The organism is Streptomyces sp. NPDC006655, assembly GCF_040703965.1.
Taxonomy (GTDB): Bacteria; Actinomycetota; Actinomycetes; order Streptomycetales; family Streptomycetaceae; genus Streptomyces.
Genome location: NZ_JBEYJU010000026.1, coordinates 25,581 through 41,817 on the forward strand (window position 1 = coordinate 25,581; position 16,237 = coordinate 41,817).

11 protein-coding genes are annotated in these 16,237 nt (G+C 71.2%); 3 read left to right on the forward strand and 8 right to left on the reverse strand.

The window, feature by feature from the left end:
* Window positions 1-51: 51 nt before the first annotated feature.
* Entirely contained in the window at window positions 52-978 is a 927-nt protein-coding gene (locus tag AB0958_RS17345; protein ID WP_366891273.1) for a proline dehydrogenase family protein, read from the reverse strand.
* Between the two features lie 142 nt (window positions 979-1,120).
* Between AB0958_RS17345 and AB0958_RS17350 the strand changes: the two genes are divergently transcribed.
* Window positions 1,121-2,425 (forward strand): helix-turn-helix domain-containing protein, encoded by a 1,305-nt coding sequence (locus tag AB0958_RS17350; protein WP_366891274.1) that lies wholly within the window; start codon window positions 1,121-1,123, stop codon window positions 2,423-2,425.
* A 220-nt stretch (window positions 2,426-2,645) separates the two neighbouring features.
* Here AB0958_RS17350 and AB0958_RS17355 read toward each other — a convergent pair whose 3' ends face one another.
* Window positions 2,646-3,221: a TetR/AcrR family transcriptional regulator gene (locus tag AB0958_RS17355; RefSeq protein ID WP_366891275.1), complete on the reverse strand. Its 576-nt coding sequence runs from the start codon at window positions 3,219-3,221 to the stop codon at window positions 2,646-2,648.
* A 98-nt stretch (window positions 3,222-3,319) separates the two neighbouring features.
* On the opposite strand from AB0958_RS17355, the gene AB0958_RS17360 reads away from it, so the two are divergent.
* On the forward strand, window positions 3,320-4,822 hold the full coding sequence (locus AB0958_RS17360) for an MFS transporter (RefSeq protein ID WP_366891276.1): 1,503 nt from the start codon (window positions 3,320-3,322) through the stop codon (window positions 4,820-4,822).
* A gap of 179 nt (window positions 4,823-5,001) precedes the next feature.
* Here AB0958_RS17360 and serA read toward each other — a convergent pair whose 3' ends face one another.
* The 6 genes from serA to AB0958_RS17390 form a co-directional block, all read right to left on the reverse strand.
* Entirely contained in the window at window positions 5,002-6,591 is a 1,590-nt protein-coding gene (gene serA / locus AB0958_RS17365; RefSeq protein ID WP_366891277.1) for a phosphoglycerate dehydrogenase, read from the reverse strand.
* A gap of 414 nt (window positions 6,592-7,005) precedes the next feature.
* Complete coding sequence (gene ilvC / locus AB0958_RS17370) at window positions 7,006-8,004, reverse strand: ketol-acid reductoisomerase (protein ID WP_366891278.1); 999 nt, start codon at window positions 8,002-8,004, stop codon at window positions 7,006-7,008.
* A gap of 130 nt (window positions 8,005-8,134) precedes the next feature.
* Window positions 8,135-8,659, reverse strand: a complete 525-nt coding sequence (gene ilvN / locus AB0958_RS17375; RefSeq protein ID WP_046726929.1) for an acetolactate synthase small subunit — start codon at window positions 8,657-8,659, stop codon at window positions 8,135-8,137.
* A gap of 20 nt (window positions 8,660-8,679) precedes the next feature.
* Window positions 8,680-10,530 carry an acetolactate synthase large subunit gene (locus AB0958_RS17380; protein WP_132889741.1) on the reverse strand — a complete coding sequence of 617 codons (1,851 nt, stop codon included), beginning with the start codon at window positions 10,528-10,530 and terminating at the stop codon, window positions 8,680-8,682.
* Window positions 10,531-10,784: 254 nt separating this feature from the next.
* Window positions 10,785-13,721, reverse strand: a complete 2,937-nt coding sequence (locus tag AB0958_RS17385) for an EAL domain-containing protein (RefSeq protein WP_366891338.1) — start codon at window positions 13,719-13,721, stop codon at window positions 10,785-10,787.
* Window positions 13,722-14,186: 465 nt separating this feature from the next.
* Window positions 14,187-15,137 (reverse strand): 2-hydroxyacid dehydrogenase, encoded by a 951-nt coding sequence (locus AB0958_RS17390; protein WP_366891279.1) that lies wholly within the window; start codon window positions 15,135-15,137, stop codon window positions 14,187-14,189.
* Window positions 15,138-15,212: 75 nt separating this feature from the next.
* On the opposite strand from AB0958_RS17390, the gene AB0958_RS17395 reads away from it, so the two are divergent.
* Window positions 15,213-16,211, forward strand: a complete 999-nt coding sequence (locus AB0958_RS17395; protein WP_366891280.1) for an aldo/keto reductase — start codon at window positions 15,213-15,215, stop codon at window positions 16,209-16,211.
* Window positions 16,212-16,237: the final 26 nt, after the last annotated feature.

Genomic DNA, 16,237 nt, shown 5'->3' on the forward strand with positions numbered 1-16,237 from the left:
GGGGGACAACCCCCGGACCCCCGGCCGAAGCCGCGGCACAGGTCGGTCGTATCAGTCACGAGTGATCATGCTCCGCAGGAAGAAACGCAGGTTCGCCGGCTTCTCCGCCAGTCTGCGCATGAAGTAGCCGTACCAGTCGGTGCCGTACGCGGTGTAGACGCGCATCCGGTGGCCTTCGGCGGCGAGCCGGAGGTGTTCGTCGCTGCGGATGCCGTACAGCATCTGGAACTCGTACTCGTCGGGCTTGCGTCCGGCGCGCCGGGCGAGTTCCTGGGCTATGGAGATCAGGCGCGGGTCGTGGGAGCCGACCATCGGGTACCCCTCGCCCTCCATCAGGGTGCGCAGGATCCGCACGTACGCCTTGTCGATCTCGCTCTTCTGCTGGTGGGCGACCTCGGCGGGCTCCTTGTAGGCGCCCTTGACCAGGCGGACCCGGCTGCCCGCGGCGGCGAGCCGGCGGGCGTCGGACTCGGTGCGGAAGAGGTATGCCTGGATGACGCAGCCGGTCCCCGGGAAGTCCTTCCGCAGCTCCTCGTGGATGGCGAACATGGAGTCGAGGGTGGTGTGGTCCTCGGCGTCGAGGGTGACGGTCGTACCGATGGCGGCGGCGGCCTCGACGACGGGCCGGACGTTCGCGAGGGCCAGCTCGTGGCCGCCGGGCAGCGCCTGGCCGAACATGGACAGCTTGACCGACATCTCGACGCGCTCGCCCAGGCCCAGGGTGCGCAGGTGCTCGACGAGCGCCAGGTAGGCGTCCCGGGCGGCGGCGGCCTGCTCGGGGCTGGTGATGTCCTCGCCGACGACGTCCATCGTCAGCTCCAGGCCGCGGCCCGTGAGCTCTTCGATGACCGGGACGATGTCACCGACCGTCTCACCGGGGATGAAGCGGTCGACGACCTGCTTCGTCACCGGGGCCGCCGAGATCAGGCGACGCATCCGGTCGCTGCGCGACGCGGCGAGAATCACGGGACCCAGCACGGGGCACCTCCACAACACATGCCGGAAAAGCCGCGATCCGACGATGTGGACACGGCAAGGGGAACCACCGTGAAAGGTAGGGATCTCTTGGATCGTCGGCCATCGACAGCTGTCACGCATCCCCGCCGGAGATCTCAGACAGATGTATGAAGGCCGCCACGGATTGCGGGAGAATGCCCGGGTGACGTCGGAATTCAAGGGTGACTACCAGGAGCTGGTCGACGAGATCTCGGAGCTGCTGGGCGTCCCCGCGACCCTGGAGAACCGCGACTTCGAGCTGATCGCCTTCGGGGCGTACGACAGCGAGGGCGACCTGGACCCGTCCGCGCTGGACCCGGTCCGCACCCGTTCGATCCTGACCCGGCGTTCCACGGCGGCGGTCCGTACCTGGTTCGAGGGCTTCGGCATCACCCGGGCGACCGGCCCGGTCCGGATCCCGCCGACCCCGGAGGCGGGGGTGTACCGGGGCAGGATCTGCCTGCCGGTACGCCATCGGGGTGTCGTCCTCGGGTACGTCTGGCTCCTGGACGGCGATCCCGGCCCGACGGACGCCCAGCTGGCCGCGGCCATGGGGGTGGCCGGGCGGATCGGCGCGCTGCTCGCGGACGAGGCGCAGGCCGGGGCGGGGCTGAGCCGGGAGCTGCGGGCGGTGCTGGTCGCGGAGCGCGGCTGGCAGCAGGACATGGCGGTGGCCGAGCTGCGTACGGCCCTGGGGACGCGCGGCGACGGCCCGCACACGCTGGTCTGTGTCGCCCCCTGGCCGTCCGCCGACCCGGACGACGCCCCGTCCCCGCGCACGGTTCCGCACGCGGCCGCGCTGTGCACCCTGCCGTGGGGGGCGACGGGGCACAGCCTGGCGGTACTGGTCCGGCTGCGCAGCACCCAGGTGGCCGCGCCCGCGCTGGCGGCGGCGGCCCGGCTGCTCAAGGAGGCCGAGGAGGCCCAGCAGGCCCGTTCGGCGGCGGCACGCGGGGCCGGGGCGCGGACGGCGGCGGCCGTGGCGGCGGGGTTCGCCGCGGGCCCGGCGGTGCCGGCGTCGGTCGCGGGGGTGGGCGACGCCAGGACCGGGCTGGCCGAGCTGGGGGCCGTCTGGCAGGAGGCCGCCGCGGCCGCCCGCGCCGCGCTGGCGGAACCCCGGTTCGGGCCGGTGGCGCAGTGGGCGCGCATCGGCCCCTACCGGCTGCTGACCGCGCTGCCGCCGGAGGCGTCCCGCGACCCTGCCGTGGCCCCACTGCTCACCGCGGCCCACCGCGAACTGGCCAGGACCGCCGAGGTCTACCTGGACTGCGCGGGCCAGGCGGGCCGCACGGCCGCGACCCTCGGCATCCACCGGCAGACCCTCTACTACCGCCTGTCCCGCGTCGAGCAGCTCACCGGCCTCGACCTGGACGACGGGGAGGACCGGCTGCTGCTGCACATGGCGCTGAAGGGGGCTCGACTGCCCTGAGGGGCCCCGATCCCGCGGAGGGCGCCTTGTTGCGCGAGTGGCGGGACCGCGGCCTGATCGCCGCCGTCGACAAGGTGGACCCCGATCTCCTCGACCACGCCAGGGAGTTCGGCACCAGGGTCGTCAGCAGTGACAACTTCGCGGACCACCGGGGCGAGCAGGTGCGGCTACAGGCGGCTGCGTCGCGCCTGGTCCTGACGCCGTACGCGGTCCGGGCGGGTCACGCCCGGGTGACGGCCGCCACGATCTGCCGCAGGCCCTCGGTGAGGGTGTCGCCGTCGGGTGCGGTCTTCGGGTCGAAGGTCCACTGGGAGATCAGGCCGGACATCAGGGTCATGCAGAAGCGGCCCAGGGTGTCGGCGGTCTCGTCGGAGACCTCGTCCTCCGGCACGCCCATCAGCAGCGAGGTCAGCCCCCGGCCGCCCTCGCGCTGGGCGCGGGCCAGCTGGTCGCGCACCTCGGGCAGCTGGTCGCCCATCGCCACGACCTCCACGCTGAGCCGCCACATCGTGCCGGGCTCGCGCATGGTGGCGACGATGTTCGACCAGACCTCGCGGAACCGTTCGAGCGAGCCGGGCGCGCTGGTGAGTCCGGTGTCGTCGCCCTCGAAGGACATCTCCTCCACCAGGGCGATGTAGGCCTGGGCGAGCAGCGCGTCCTTGGAGCCGTAGTGGTAGCCGATCGAGGCGAGGTTGGTCCCCGACTCCCTGACGATGTCGCGCGCCGTCGTCCGCGCGAACCCCTTCTCCAGCAGGCAGCGCTTGGCGCCGTCCAGCAGATCCTCACGGTGTCCCATGCGGACCAGCCTACCCCCGGATCCATACAGACGTCCTAGACGCATGACTCATACAAGCGTTCTAGACAAGCGTTTAAGACGCCCGTACATTCGTCGGCATGACGAACCCGAAGAGCACGACCGCCCCCGCAGGTGCGGGGCGCCGCGAATGGACCGCGCTCGGCGTGCTGATGCTGCCGCTGCTGCTGGTCTCGATGGACGTCTCGGTCCTCTACTTCGCCCTCCCGGCGATCGGCGCCGACCTCAGGCCGAGCGGCACCCAGCAGCTGTGGATCCTGGACGTCTACGGCTTCGTCCTGGCCGGCCTGCTGATGACGATGGGCGCGCTGGGCGACCGCATCGGCCGCCGGCGCCTGCTGCTGATCGGCGCCACGGCCTTCGGCGGCGCCTCGCTGCTCGCCGCCTACGCCGACAGCGCCGGCACCCTGATCGCCGCCCGCGCGGTCCTCGGCGTCGGCGGCGCGACCCTGATGCCGTCGACGATGGCCCTGCTGCGCACGATGTTCACCGACCCCGGCCAGCGCGCGAAGGCGATCGGCCTGTGGTCCGGGGTGATGACCGGCGGGATCGCGCTCGGCTCGGTGATGAGCGGCATCCTCGTGGAGCACTTCTGGTGGGGCTCGGTCTTCCTGGTCAACCTCCCGGCGATGGCCCTGCTCCTGCTCCTCGGCCCGGTCCTGCTCCCGGAGTCCCGCAACCCCTCCCCCGGCCGCTTCGACTGGCTGAGCGTCCCGCTCTCGATGGCCGCCGTGCTCCCCGTGATCTACGGCGTCAAGGAGATCCCCTCAGAGGGCTGGCACCCGCTGTACGTCGTCTCGGTCACCGTCGGCCTGGTCTTCGCGGCCCTCTTCGTCCACCGCCAGCGCACCACCGGCTCCCCGCTGATCCCGCCCGCGCTGCTCAGGGGCCGCGGCTTCACCCCGGCGCTGGTCCTGAACCTCGTCGCCTCACTGGCCATGATGGGCTCGGCGATCTTCACCACGCAGTACCTCCAGTCGGTCCTCGGGATGAGCCCGCTCGCCGCCGCGCTGTGGAGCCTGGTGCCCTCGGTGTTCATCGGGGTCGCCGGTCCGCTCACCGCACAGCTGGTGCAGCGGGGCGTGGACCGCGGGTACGTCGTCGCGGGCGGCTTCGCGGCGATGGCGGCCGGGTTCGTCCTGCTCGCCCTCCTCGGCACCGACTCGCTGTGGCTGGTGCTGACCGGCGCCGGGGTGCTCGCCTGCGGGATGGTGGCGATCATGTCCCAGCTGACCGACCTCGCGATGGCCGGGGCACCGGTGGAACGGGCGGGTACCGCCTCCGCCCTGCTGGAGACCAGCGCGGAGTTCGGCGGGGCGCTCGGCATGGCCGTGCTCGGGTCGATAGGCACCGCCGTCTACCGCCACGAGATGCCGGCCACGGCTCCGGCGGCCGCCCGCGAGACGCTGAGCGGCGCGCTCGCCGCGGCGGCGGGGTTGCCCGGCCGGGCCGGTGAGTCCCTGCTGGCCACGGCGCGGGAGGCGTTCACCAGCGGGATGCAGGGGGCGGCGATCGCGGGGGCGGTGCTGCTGGTGGCGGCCGCGGTGGGAGCGGGGGTGACGCTGCGCTCCGCCGGCGACTAGGGCCCTTCTGATGGATCTCCGTGGGAGTCGCGGCGTTCGGTGCGTGCGATCGGCGTGCGGGGCGTCGCGACGCCGCGGAGATCCATCAGAAGGGCCCTAGGCGGACGCGCGGACACCGAACACACGAACGCCGGGTGGGCCGACTTCCGTCGGCCCACCCGGCGTTCGCTGCGTTACCGCTAGACCAGGTTGACGGAGCGGGCCGACGTGGCGCCGATCTCCGTCTCGACCTCGGCCAGCACGGCCGGGGCGACCGTGTCGTCCACGGTGAGGACGGCCAGCGCCTCACCGCCCACCGCCGCGCGGGCCACCTGCATGCCGGCGATGTTGATGCCCGCCTCGCCGAGGATGCGGCCGACGGTGCCGACGACGCCCGGCCGGTCCTCGTAGCGCAGGACCAGCAGGTGGTCGGCGACGGCGAGGTCGACGTCGTAGTCGCCGACCGCGACGATCTTCTGGATGTGCTTGGGGCCGGCCAGCGTGCCGGAGACCGACACCTCCTCGCCGTCCGAGAGGGTGCCGCGCACGGTCACCACGTTGCGGTGGTCGGTGGCCTCGGAGCTGGTGGTGAGGCGGACCTCGACGCCCCGCTCCTGGGCGAACAGCGGCGCGTTCACGTAGGAGACGGTCTCGTCGACGACGTCCTCGAAGACGCCCTTGAGCGCGGACAGCTCCAGCACCTTCACGTCGTGCTGGGTGATCTCGCCGTAGACCTCGACGTCGAGGCGGACCGCGACCTCACCCGCGAGCGCGGTGAAGATGCGGCCGAGGCGCTCGGCGAGGGGCAGGGCCGGCTTGACGTCCTCGGCGATGACACCGCCCTGGACGTTCACCGCGTCCGGGACCAGCTCACCGGCGAGGGCGAGGCGGACCGACCTGGCGACCGCGATGCCGGCCTTCTCCTGGGCCTCGTCGGTGGAGGCGCCCAGGTGCGGGGTGCAGACGACCTGGTCCAGCTCGAAGAGCGGGGAGTCGGTGCACGGCTCCTTCGCGTACACGTCGAGGCCGGCGCCGGCGACCCGCCCCTCCTTGAGCGCCGCGTACAGCGCCTCCTCGTCGACGATGCCACCGCGCGCGGCGTTGACGATCCGCACCGACGGCTTGACCTTGCGCAGCGCCTCGTCGCCGATCAGGCCGACCGTCTCGGGGGTCTTCGGGAGGTGCACGGTGATGAAGTCGGCGACTTCGAGCAGCTCGTCCAGCGACAGCACCTTGACGCCCATCTGGGCGGCTCGGGCGGGCTGGATGTAGGGGTCGTAGGCGACGACCTTCATGCCGAAGGCCGACATCCGCTGCGCGACCAGGGCGCCGATGCGGCCGAGGCCGACGACACCGAGGGTCTTCTCTGCGAGCTCGACGCCGGTGTACTTGCTGCGCTTCCACTCGCCGTTCTTCAGCGCGGAGTTCGCCTGCGGGATGTGCCGCGCGGTGGAGATCAGCAGACCGCAGGCCAGCTCGGCGGCGGTCACGATGTTGGAGGTCGGGGCGTTCACGACCATCACGCCGGCCTTGGTGGCGGCGGAGACGTCCACGTTGTCCAGGCCGACGCCGGCTCGTGCGACGACCTTGAGCTTCTTCGCCGCGGCGATGGCCTCGGCGTCGACCTTGGTGGCGGAGCGGATCAGGATCGCGTCCACGTCGGCGATGGCGGGGAGCAGTTCGGCTCGGTCTGCTCCGTTGGCGTGCCGGATCTCGAAGTCCGGGCCCAGCGCGTCGACAGTGGCGGGCGACAGCTCTTCAGCGATGAGTACGACAGGTTTCGAGCTCACGTGAGTCCTCACAGGTCCAATGCGGACGGCCGTCCCGACGGCCGCAGGCGGTGGAGGGGGGAGCGGCGCCGAGGAGTGTGCGGTGCGGTCCCGCGCCCGCCGCGGCAGCGGCTGCGTGTGACAGCCGGTGCGTGCTCTCGGTGTGCCGGGCGAAGGTCCTCGTAGCGCAGCTACTAGGGCCTTTGACCGACGCGGCGAGAGTGCGTGCCGGGCGGCGTGGGGGTGTGCCGCACATTCCTCGGTGTCGCTAAGCCGCGGAGACGCACGACGCTGTGGGCCTGACGCGTATGTAGTACGGCAGTGTAGTGGCGTGGCCGGGGTCGTCCTGCGCCTCTGCGGAAGGATCACCCGTCCGAGATTCGACGGGGTGGACAACGGGGCCGGAGCAGTGCGCTCCGGCCCCGTCGCTGAGGCTTACGCCTCCTCGTTCACCCAGCTCATCAGCTTGCGCAGCTGCTTGCCGGTGGTCTCCAGCAGGTGCTCGGAGTCCGCGGTCTTGTACTCGTTGTACTTCTTCAGACCGCCGTGGTACTCCTCCATCCAGTTGTTGGCGAAGGTGCCGTCCTGGATCTCCGCGAGGACCTTCTTCATCTCCGCCTTGGTGGCGTCGGTGATGATCCGCGGACCGGTGACGTAGTCGCCCCACTCGGCGGTCTCGGAGACCGACCAGCGCATCTTCTCCAGGCCGCCCTCGTACATCAGGTCGACGATGAGCTTGAGCTCGTGCAGGCACTCGAAGTAGGCGATCTCCGGCTGGTAGCCGGCCTCGACCAGGGTCTCGAAACCGGCCTTCACCAGGGCGGAGGTACCGCCGCAGAGAACGGCCTGCTCGCCGAAGAGGTCGGTCTCGGTCTCCTCGGTGAAGGTCGTCTTGATGACGCCGGCGCGGGTGCCGCCGATGCCCTTGGCGTACGACAGGGCCAGCGCGAAGCCGTTGCCGGTGGCGTCCTGCTCGACGGCCACGATGCAGGGGACGCCGCGGCCCTCCTCGTACTGGCGGCGCACCAGGTGGCCCGGGCCCTTCGGGGCGACCATGCAGACGTCGACGCCGGCCGGGGGCTTGATGAAGCCGAAGCGGATGTTCAGGCCGTGACCGAAGAACAGGGCGTCGCCGTCGTTCAGGTTGGGGGCGATCGACTCCTCGTAGACCTTGGCCTGGATCGGGTCCGGGACCAGGATCATGATGACGTCGGCCTCGGCGGCGGCCTCGGACGGGGTCACCACGCGCAGGCCCTGCTCCTCGGCCTTCGCCCTGGACTGGGAGCCCTCGTGCAGACCGACACGGACGTCGACACCGGAGTCGCGCAGCGACAGCGCGTGGGCGTGGCCCTGGCTGCCGTAGCCGATGACCGCGACCTTGCGGCCCTGGATGATGGACAGGTCGGCGTCAGCGTCGTAGAACAGCTCGGCCACTTTGGGTTCTCTCCTTGGTGTGCAGATGTTGCGTCCCACCGTATGACGGCGGGCGGAAGGGAAGTCTCGGGGTCTCGGCATACGGGCGGCCGACGGCCGTCGGCCGCCCGTGTCAAGCCGGGTACAAGCCTTACGCGGAACGGTCGAGGGCGCGCAGCGAGCGGTCCGTGATCGACCGGGCGCCGCGGCCGATCGCGATGGTGCCGGACTGGACCAGTTCCTTGATGCCGAACGGCTCCAGCATCTTGAGCATGGCGGTCAGCTTCTCGCTGCTTCCGGTGGCCTCGATGGTGACGGCCTCCGGGGAGACGTCGACGGTCTTGGCACGGAACAGCTGGACGATCTCAACGATCTGGGAGCGCGTCTCGTTGTCGGCGCGCACCTTCACCAGAACGAGTTCCCGCTGAACGGCCGAACCCGGCTCCAGTTCGACGATCTTCAGCACCTCGACGAGCTTGTTGAGCTGCTTGGTGACCTGTTCGAGCGGCAGGGCCTCGACGCTCACCACGATCGTGATGCGGGAGATGTCGGCGTGCTCGGTGACCCCGACGGCGAGCGAGTCGATGTTGAAGCCGCGGCGGGAGAAGAGGGCCGCGATGCGGGCCAGGATGCCCGGCTTGTTCTCCACCAGGACGGAGAGCGTGTGCTTGGACATGTTTTCTGCGTCTCTCTCGCTCAGTCGTCTTCGTTGTCGCCGAAGTCGGGGCGGACGTCCCGGGCGGCCAGGATCTCGTCGTTGGAGGTGCCGGCGGCGACCATCGGCCACACCATGGCGTCCTCGTGGACGATGAAGTCGACGACGACGGGGCGGTCGTTGATGGAGTTCGCCTCTTCGATGACCTTGTCGAGGTCGTCCGGGGACTCGCAGCGGATGGCGTGGCAGCCCATGGCCTCCGACAGCTTGACGAAGTCGGGGACCCGGGTGCCGCGCGCGTCCGGGTTGACGTCGTCCGGCCCGGAGTGCAGCACCGTGTTGGAGTACCGCTGGTTGTAGAAGAGGGTCTGCCACTGGCGGACCATCCCGAGGGCGCCGTTGTTGATGATGGCGACCTTGATCGGGATGTTGTTCAGGGCGCAGGTGGTGAGCTCCTGGTTGGTCATCTGGAAGCAGCCGTCGCCGTCGACCGCCCAGACGGTGTTGCCGGGCGCGCCGGCCTTGGCGCCCATGGCGGCCGGGACCGCGTAGCCCATGGTTCCGGCGCCGCCGGAGTTCAGCCAGGTGGCGGGCTTCTCGTACTGGATGAAGTGCGCGGCCCACATCTGGTGCTGGCCGACGCCCGCCGCGAAGATCGTGCCCTCCGGGGCGAGCTGCCCGATGCGCTCGATGACCTGCTGCGGGGAGAGCGAGCCGTTGTCCGGCTGGTCGTAGCCGAGCGGGTAGGTGTCGCGCCACCGGGAGAGGTCCTTCCACCATGCGGTGTAGTCACCCTGGTGGCCCTCGCTGTGCTCCTTCTGCACGGCCTGGATCAGGTCGGCGATGACCTCGCGGGCGTCCCCGACGATCGGCACGTCGGCGGCGCGGTTCTTGCCGATCTCCGCGGGGTCGATGTCGGCGTGGACGATCTTCGCGTACGGGGCGAAGCTGTCCAGCTTGCCGGTGACACGGTCGTCGAAGCGGGCTCCGAGGGCGACGATCAGGTCGGCCTTCTGCAGCGCGGTGACGGCGGTGACCGCACCGTGCATGCCCGGCATTCCCACGTGCAGCGGGTGGCTGTCGGGGAACGCGCCGAGCGCCATCAGGGTGGTGGTGACGGGCGCTCCGGTGAGTTCGGCGAGGACCTTCAGCTCGGCGGTGGCGCGCGCCTTGATGACGCCGCCGCCGACGTAGAGGACGGGCCGCTTCGCGGAGGTGATCAGCTTGGCGGCCTCGCGGATCTGCTTGGCGTGCGGCTTGGTCACCGGGCGGTAGCCGGGCAGGTCCATGACCGGCGGCCAGGAGAAGGTGGTCTTCGCCTGGAGGGCGTCCTTGGCGATGTCCACCAGGACCGGGCCGGGACGGCCGGTCGAGGCGATGTGGAACGCCTGGGCGATGGTCCGCGGGATGTCCTCGGCCTTGGTGACCAGGAAGTTGTGCTTGGTGATCGGCATGGTGATGCCGACGATGTCCGCCTCCTGGAAGGCGTCCGTGCCGATCGAGGAGGACGCGACCTGCCCGGTGATCGCCACGAGCGGCACCGAGTCCATGTGCGCGTCCGCGATCGGCGTCACCAGGTTGGTGGCACCCGGGCCGCTGGTCGCCATGCAGACGCCGACCTTGCCGGTGGCCTGCGCGTAGCCGGTGGCGGCGTGACCGGCGCCCTGCTCGTGCCGGCACAGGACGTGGCGCACCCGGGTGGAGTCCATCAGCGGGTCGTAGGCGGGCAGGATCGCGCCGCCGGGGATGCCGAATACCGTGTCAGCGCCGACCTCCTCGAGGGAGCGGATGAGGGACTTCGCACCCGTGACGTGCTCGACGGGGGCGGACTGCTGTCCTCCGGAACGGGGCCGCGGCTGCGGATGGTGGGCCGCGGCGCTCTGCTCGGTCATCGGCATTCTCTTCTCGATGCTGAGGGTTTTTGCGAGGTTCGTACGGGATTCTGCTGTCGTACGCATGCTGTACGAGTGGTGCTGGTGCAACAAAAAACCCCTCGTGCCAAAAGGCAAGCGAGGGGAGCGCGCCGGTGTGGTCGCTGGGGTTTCCGGAGCCGTCTCCGGTGGGTCCCAGTTCAGCCGACGCGCTGTCCAAGTACGAGAATTCGGGTGCGCATGGGACTGACCCTCCCTCTGACGCGCACCACGTGTCAAGTGGGTGGGACGGGAGTCTCATTATGTGAGCGAAGGGCACTTCCGCCTCCGAGCACCGCGGGCACACCACTGGTGTACACCCCCGCGCCGCCCCCTGCGAAGGCCGGCTCGGCCGGTGCGTGCGGGACCGGGTAGTGGCCGGAGCCGAGCGCCCGGCGCAGCCGGTACTCGTCCACCGGGCCGGAGAAGGCCATCCCCATGCCGTGGGTGCAGCCCATCGCGCGCAGCGCGGTGACCTGTTCGGGCAGGTCCACGCCCTCGGCGACGGACTGGAGGCCCAGGTCGCCGGCGATCCGCAGCAGCCCGCTGGTGATCTTGTACAGCCGGGGCGACTCGACGATCCCCTCGACCAGACCGCGGTCGAGTTTGAGTACGTCGACGGGGAGCTTCCTGAGCGCCGTGATCGCCGCGTAGCCGCTGCCGAAGCCGTCCAGCGCGATCCGGACGCCGTGCCTGCTGAGCGCGGTCAGCCGACGCTCCAGCTCGTCCAGCGGGATCCTGGGATCGGTGTCGGACAGTTCCAGGACGAGCGAGCCGGAGGGCAGCCCGTGCCGGGTGAGCAGGGCCTCGACGGAGCCGAGCGGCGAGGACCGGTCGAGCAGCCGCCGGGCGCTCAGGCGCACGGCGACCGGCACCACCAGCCCGCCCGCGGCCCGCTCGGCGGCCTGTTCGACCGCCTGCTGGAAGATCCACCGGTCCAGCTCGGCGGTCTTGTCGCTGTCCTCGGCCACCCGAAGGAACTCGGCCGGCGTGAACAGCACCCCCTGCGAGGAGCGCCAGCGCGCCTGCGCGGAGACCGATTCGATCCGGCCGGTCTCCAGGCGCACCACGGGCTGGTGCAGCAGCGCGAACTCGCCGTCGTGCAGCGCCGCCCGCAGCCGGGTGGCCAGTTCCGCCTTGCGTACGACGTCCTGCTGCATCTGTGGCTTGTACAGCTCGACGCGGCCCTTGCCCGCCGACTTGGCGCGGTACATCGCCAGGTCGGCGTTGCGCAGCAACTCGCCCGCTCCGAGGCCCGGTTCGGCGAAGGCGACGCCGATGGACGCGTTGACACGGACATCGTTGCCGTCAATCAGGTACGGCTGGGAGAGGGTCACCCTGAGGCGGTCGGCGAGCTCCAGGATGTGCCGCTCCCGGGCACTGCGGTCACGGGTGCCGTCCCCGACGATCAGCGCCGCGAACTCGTCGCCGCCCAGCCGGGAGGCGGTGTCGCCGTGGCGGACCGCGTCCTGGAGTCTGCGCGCGGCCTGGACGAGCAGTTCGTCCCCGGCCTGGTGCCCGATCGTGTCGTTGACGGCCTTGAACCCGTCCAGGTCGATGAAGAGCACCGCCGTGTTCCTGAGGGCGGGGCCCCGGTCCGAGGAGCGGCGGCCGGACAGCGCCTGCTGGACACGCCGGGTGAACAGGGCGCGGTTGGGCAGGTCGGTGAGCGGGTCGTGCTCGGCGTTGTGCTGGAGCTGCGCCTGGAGCCGCACTCTCTCGGTGACGTCCCGGCTGTTGAAGATGAGGCCGCCGTGGTGCCGGTTGACGGTGGACTCGACGTTGAGCCAGCCGCCCTCGCCGGACCGGAAACGGCACTCGATCCGGGTGGTCGGTTCCTCCTGGGGCCTGGCGGCGAGGAAGCGGCGCACCTCGTGCACCACGCAGCCGAGGTCCTCCGGGTGGATGAGGCTGGCCAGTTCCGAGCCCACCAGGTCCTCGGCGGCCCGTCCGTAGACCCCGGCGGCCGCCGGGGAGACGTACCGGAGGATGCCGTTGGGCGCGGCGATCATGATGACGTCGCTGGAGCCCTGCACCAGGGAGCGGAAGTGGTTCTCCTGCTGCGCCAGTTCCTGGGTGAGGGTGATGTTGTCGAGCAGCATGATGCCCTGGCGTACGACGAGCGCGAGGACCACGCACCCGGCGGTGATCAGGACCACGTGGTCGGGGCTGCGGCCGTCGAGGACGTTGTAGAGGATGCCCAGGGTGCACACGCCGGCGGCCAGGTACGGGGTGAGGGCGGCCAGGGAGCCGGTGATCGGGCGGCCGGCCGGGTAACGGCTGTGATCCCCTCCCGGGGCGGGCGCGGACGGCTGCCGGGGCGCCGGGGGCCGCCCGCCGGGCACGTGTTCGTGGACGACGCGCGTGTGCCCTTCGGGCTCCTGGGCGCCCTGCGGCCGGGGCGCGGCCCAGGGGGCGTACGCCAGCAGCAGCGACCCGGCGAACCAGCCCGCGTCCAGCAGCTGCCCCGAGCGGTAACTGCTGTGCAGCAGCGGCGAGGTGAACAGGGCGTCGCACATCACGGTGAGCGCGAGCGCGCCGATCGCGGTGTTCACCGCGGTGCGGTTGCCGGGCGAACGCCGGAAGTGCAGCGCGAGCACCATGCTGACCAGGGCGATGTCCAGCAGCGGGTACGCCAGCGAGAGCGCGGTGTGTGCGACGCTGGGCCCGTCGAACCGGGCGGCCTGGGCGAGCGCGAGGCTCCAGGACAGGGTGAGCAGCGAGCCGCCGATCAGCCAGGCGTCCAGGCCCAGGCAGATCCAGCCGGCCTTGGTCACCGGCCGCTTGGCCAGCACCAGCAGACCGACGATGGCGGGCGGCGCGAAGCACAGGAAGAACAGGTCGGCGTAGCTGGGGCTGGGCACCGGCCGCTGGAGCACGACCTCGTACCATCCCCACACCGCGTTGCCCAGGGCCGCCATCGCCGAGGAGAGGGCGAACAGCAGCCAGGCGGATCGAAAGCGGACCCGCGGGGAGCGGGCGTAGACGAAGCACGACACGGCGGCGGTGCCGGCGGCCGCGGTCAGACCGAAGTCGCCCATGAACAGGGCGAGTTGGTTGCAGCCCCAGTCGAACGCGGAACCGACGGCGTATCCCGCGCAGATCAGGGCCAGGACGAGTTGGCGGACCATGCCGGTCCGGCCGCCGACGGCCGGCGGCCGGGACTGCGGCATCCCTGCCGGAGGCTGTGCCCGCAGCGCTCCGGGGAGGGGGGTCGTCACGGGCGTCGACGCTGTCACCGGATCCTCCTGGTCCGCGCCGCTCCCGGGTGCCTCGGGTGCCGGTGCGCCGGATGGAGGTGCCGCCCGCGTCCGCTGTGCCCGTGCTGGTGATGGTTGGTGTGGTGGCCGCGTCTGCGCGCAGCTGTGCGCCAGGGTCGCCGCCGGCGGCTTTGCCGCGTCGGATCGTTCGTCCATAGGCCGTGCATCGCCCGTCGCCCCCCTCACAAATCTGACATGTCCGTCCCCGGCGCCGAACGGCTCACGGCGCAGCCCCTGTCGGGACGATACACCAGTCTCGTCACTCAGGGACATAGCTTCTCTACGCTCCGTGACGACCAGCGACTATGCCCGCACGCACCGCACCCGGGAGGTTGCGGACCGTGCCGGAAGCGGATCGCGGGCGCGTTGCCGCGGGGGTCAGCCGGCGGCGGATCCCGTCGTGAGGATCACGTTGCGCAGCGGCTCCCGGTTCACGAAGCGGTTCAGCTGCTCGGTGACGAGGCGCTTCGCGCGGGGCAGGAAAGCCGAGGTGGGGCCGCCGACATGAGGGCTGATCAGCACACCGGGCGCCTGCCACAGCGGGTGTCCGGCCGGCAGCGGCTCGGGATCGGTGACGTCCAGGGCCGCGGTGATACGGCCGCTCTCCAGTTCGGCGAGCAGGGCCTTGGTGTCCACGACGGGCCCGCGTGCGACGTTCACGAGCAGTGCGCCGTCCTTCATCCGGGCGAGGAACTCGGCGTCGACGAGGCCGCGTGTGGTGTCCGTGAGAGGCGTGGAGAGGATGACGACATCGGCTTCCGGAAGCAGATGCGGCAGTTCGGTGAGCGGATGCACGGGACCGCGCGCTGATGCGCGCCCGGAGCGCGCAACACGCGCCACCCGCGCAAGCTCGAAGGGCACGAGCCGGTCCTCGATGGCCTCGCCGATGGCGCCGTAGCCGACGATGAGGACGTTGCGGTCGGCGAGGGCGGGGTGGAAGCCGCTCTGCCAGTGCTCCTGCTGCTGGGCCCGGACGAACCCCGGGATGCCGCGCAGCGACGCCAGCGTCAGGGCGAGCGCCAGTTCGGCGGTGCTCGCCTCGTGCACGCCGCGCGCGTTGCACAACTGGACGCCGGGGACGATGTGGTCCTTGGCCGCGATCATGTCGTCGACGCCGGCGGTGAGGGTCTGGATGAGCCGGACGTTGCGCATCCCCTGAAGCGGCCGCACCTTCACGGCCTGCCGCTTCATGTAGGGGACGACGTAGACGGCGCAGTCGGCCGGGTCACCGGGAAACTCCTGACCACCGTCCCAGAACAGATAGTCGAGCCCTGCGGGCAGCTCTGTGAACTCGTCCGGCGGGATGGGCAGCCATGCGTCTTGGGTCATGGTCAGGAGGCTATGTCAGGGGCGTGATCGCGCAGAGGTTAGGTTGGGGGGTCCAAGAAGGAGGTTCACGGGCTGGTGGAGCGCAGGACGATCGGCGCGGGGGCGCTCGCGGTGGGGGCCGTCGGACTCGGGTGCATGCCGATGAGCTGGGCGTACAGCGGTTCGCGACAGCGGGGCGACGAGTCGGTGAGAGCGGTGCACCGGGCGCTGGACCTGGGCGTGACGCTGCTGGACACCGCGGACATGTACGGGCCGTTCACCAATGAGCTGCTGCTGGGCCGGGTGCTCAGGGAGCGGCGGGCCGAGGCCTTCGTGTCGACGAAGGTGGGGCTGCTGGTGGGCGACCAGCACATCGTGGCGAACGGCCGGCCCGGGTACGTGAAGCGGGCCTGCGACGCGTCGCTGCGCCGGCTCCAGACGGACGTCATAGACCTCTACCAGTTGCACCGCGCCGATCCGGAGGTTCCCGTCGAGGAGACCTGGGGCGCCATGTCGGAACTGGTGCAGGCGGGGAAGGTGCGCGCGCTGGGGTTGTGCGCCGTGGGGGCGCGCGGGGGGCGCAGGTCGGGGGCGCGGATGCATGACGCCACATTGCGGCAGCTTCGGCGGGTGCAGCAGGTCTTTCCGGTGAGCGCGGTGCAGGCGGAGCTGTCGGTGTGGTCGCCGGAGGCGCTGGAGGCGTTGCTGCCGTGGTGCGCGGCACGGGGCGTCGGTTTCCTTGCCGCGATGCCGCTGGGCAACGGCTTCCTCACCGGGACGCTCCGGCCGGGTGAGGGGTTCGAACCGGATGACCTGCGGGCCCGGCACCCCCGGTTCACGGCGGAGATGATGGCGGCGAACCAGCCGATCGTCGCGGGACTGCGGAGGGTCGCGGGGCGGTACGGGGGTGAGGTCACAGCCGCCCAGGTGGCGCTGGCGTGGGTGCTGGCGCAGGGGGCACACGTGGTCCCGGTGCCGGGGACGAAGCGGGGGCGTTGGGTGGCCGAGAACGCCGGGGCCGTGGAGGTGCGGCTGAGTGCGGGAGATCTTGCCGAGCTGGCGCGGTTGCCCGCGGCTCAGGGGTCGTGGGACTGAGTGACCGCCGACTTCTGTCGTCGGTT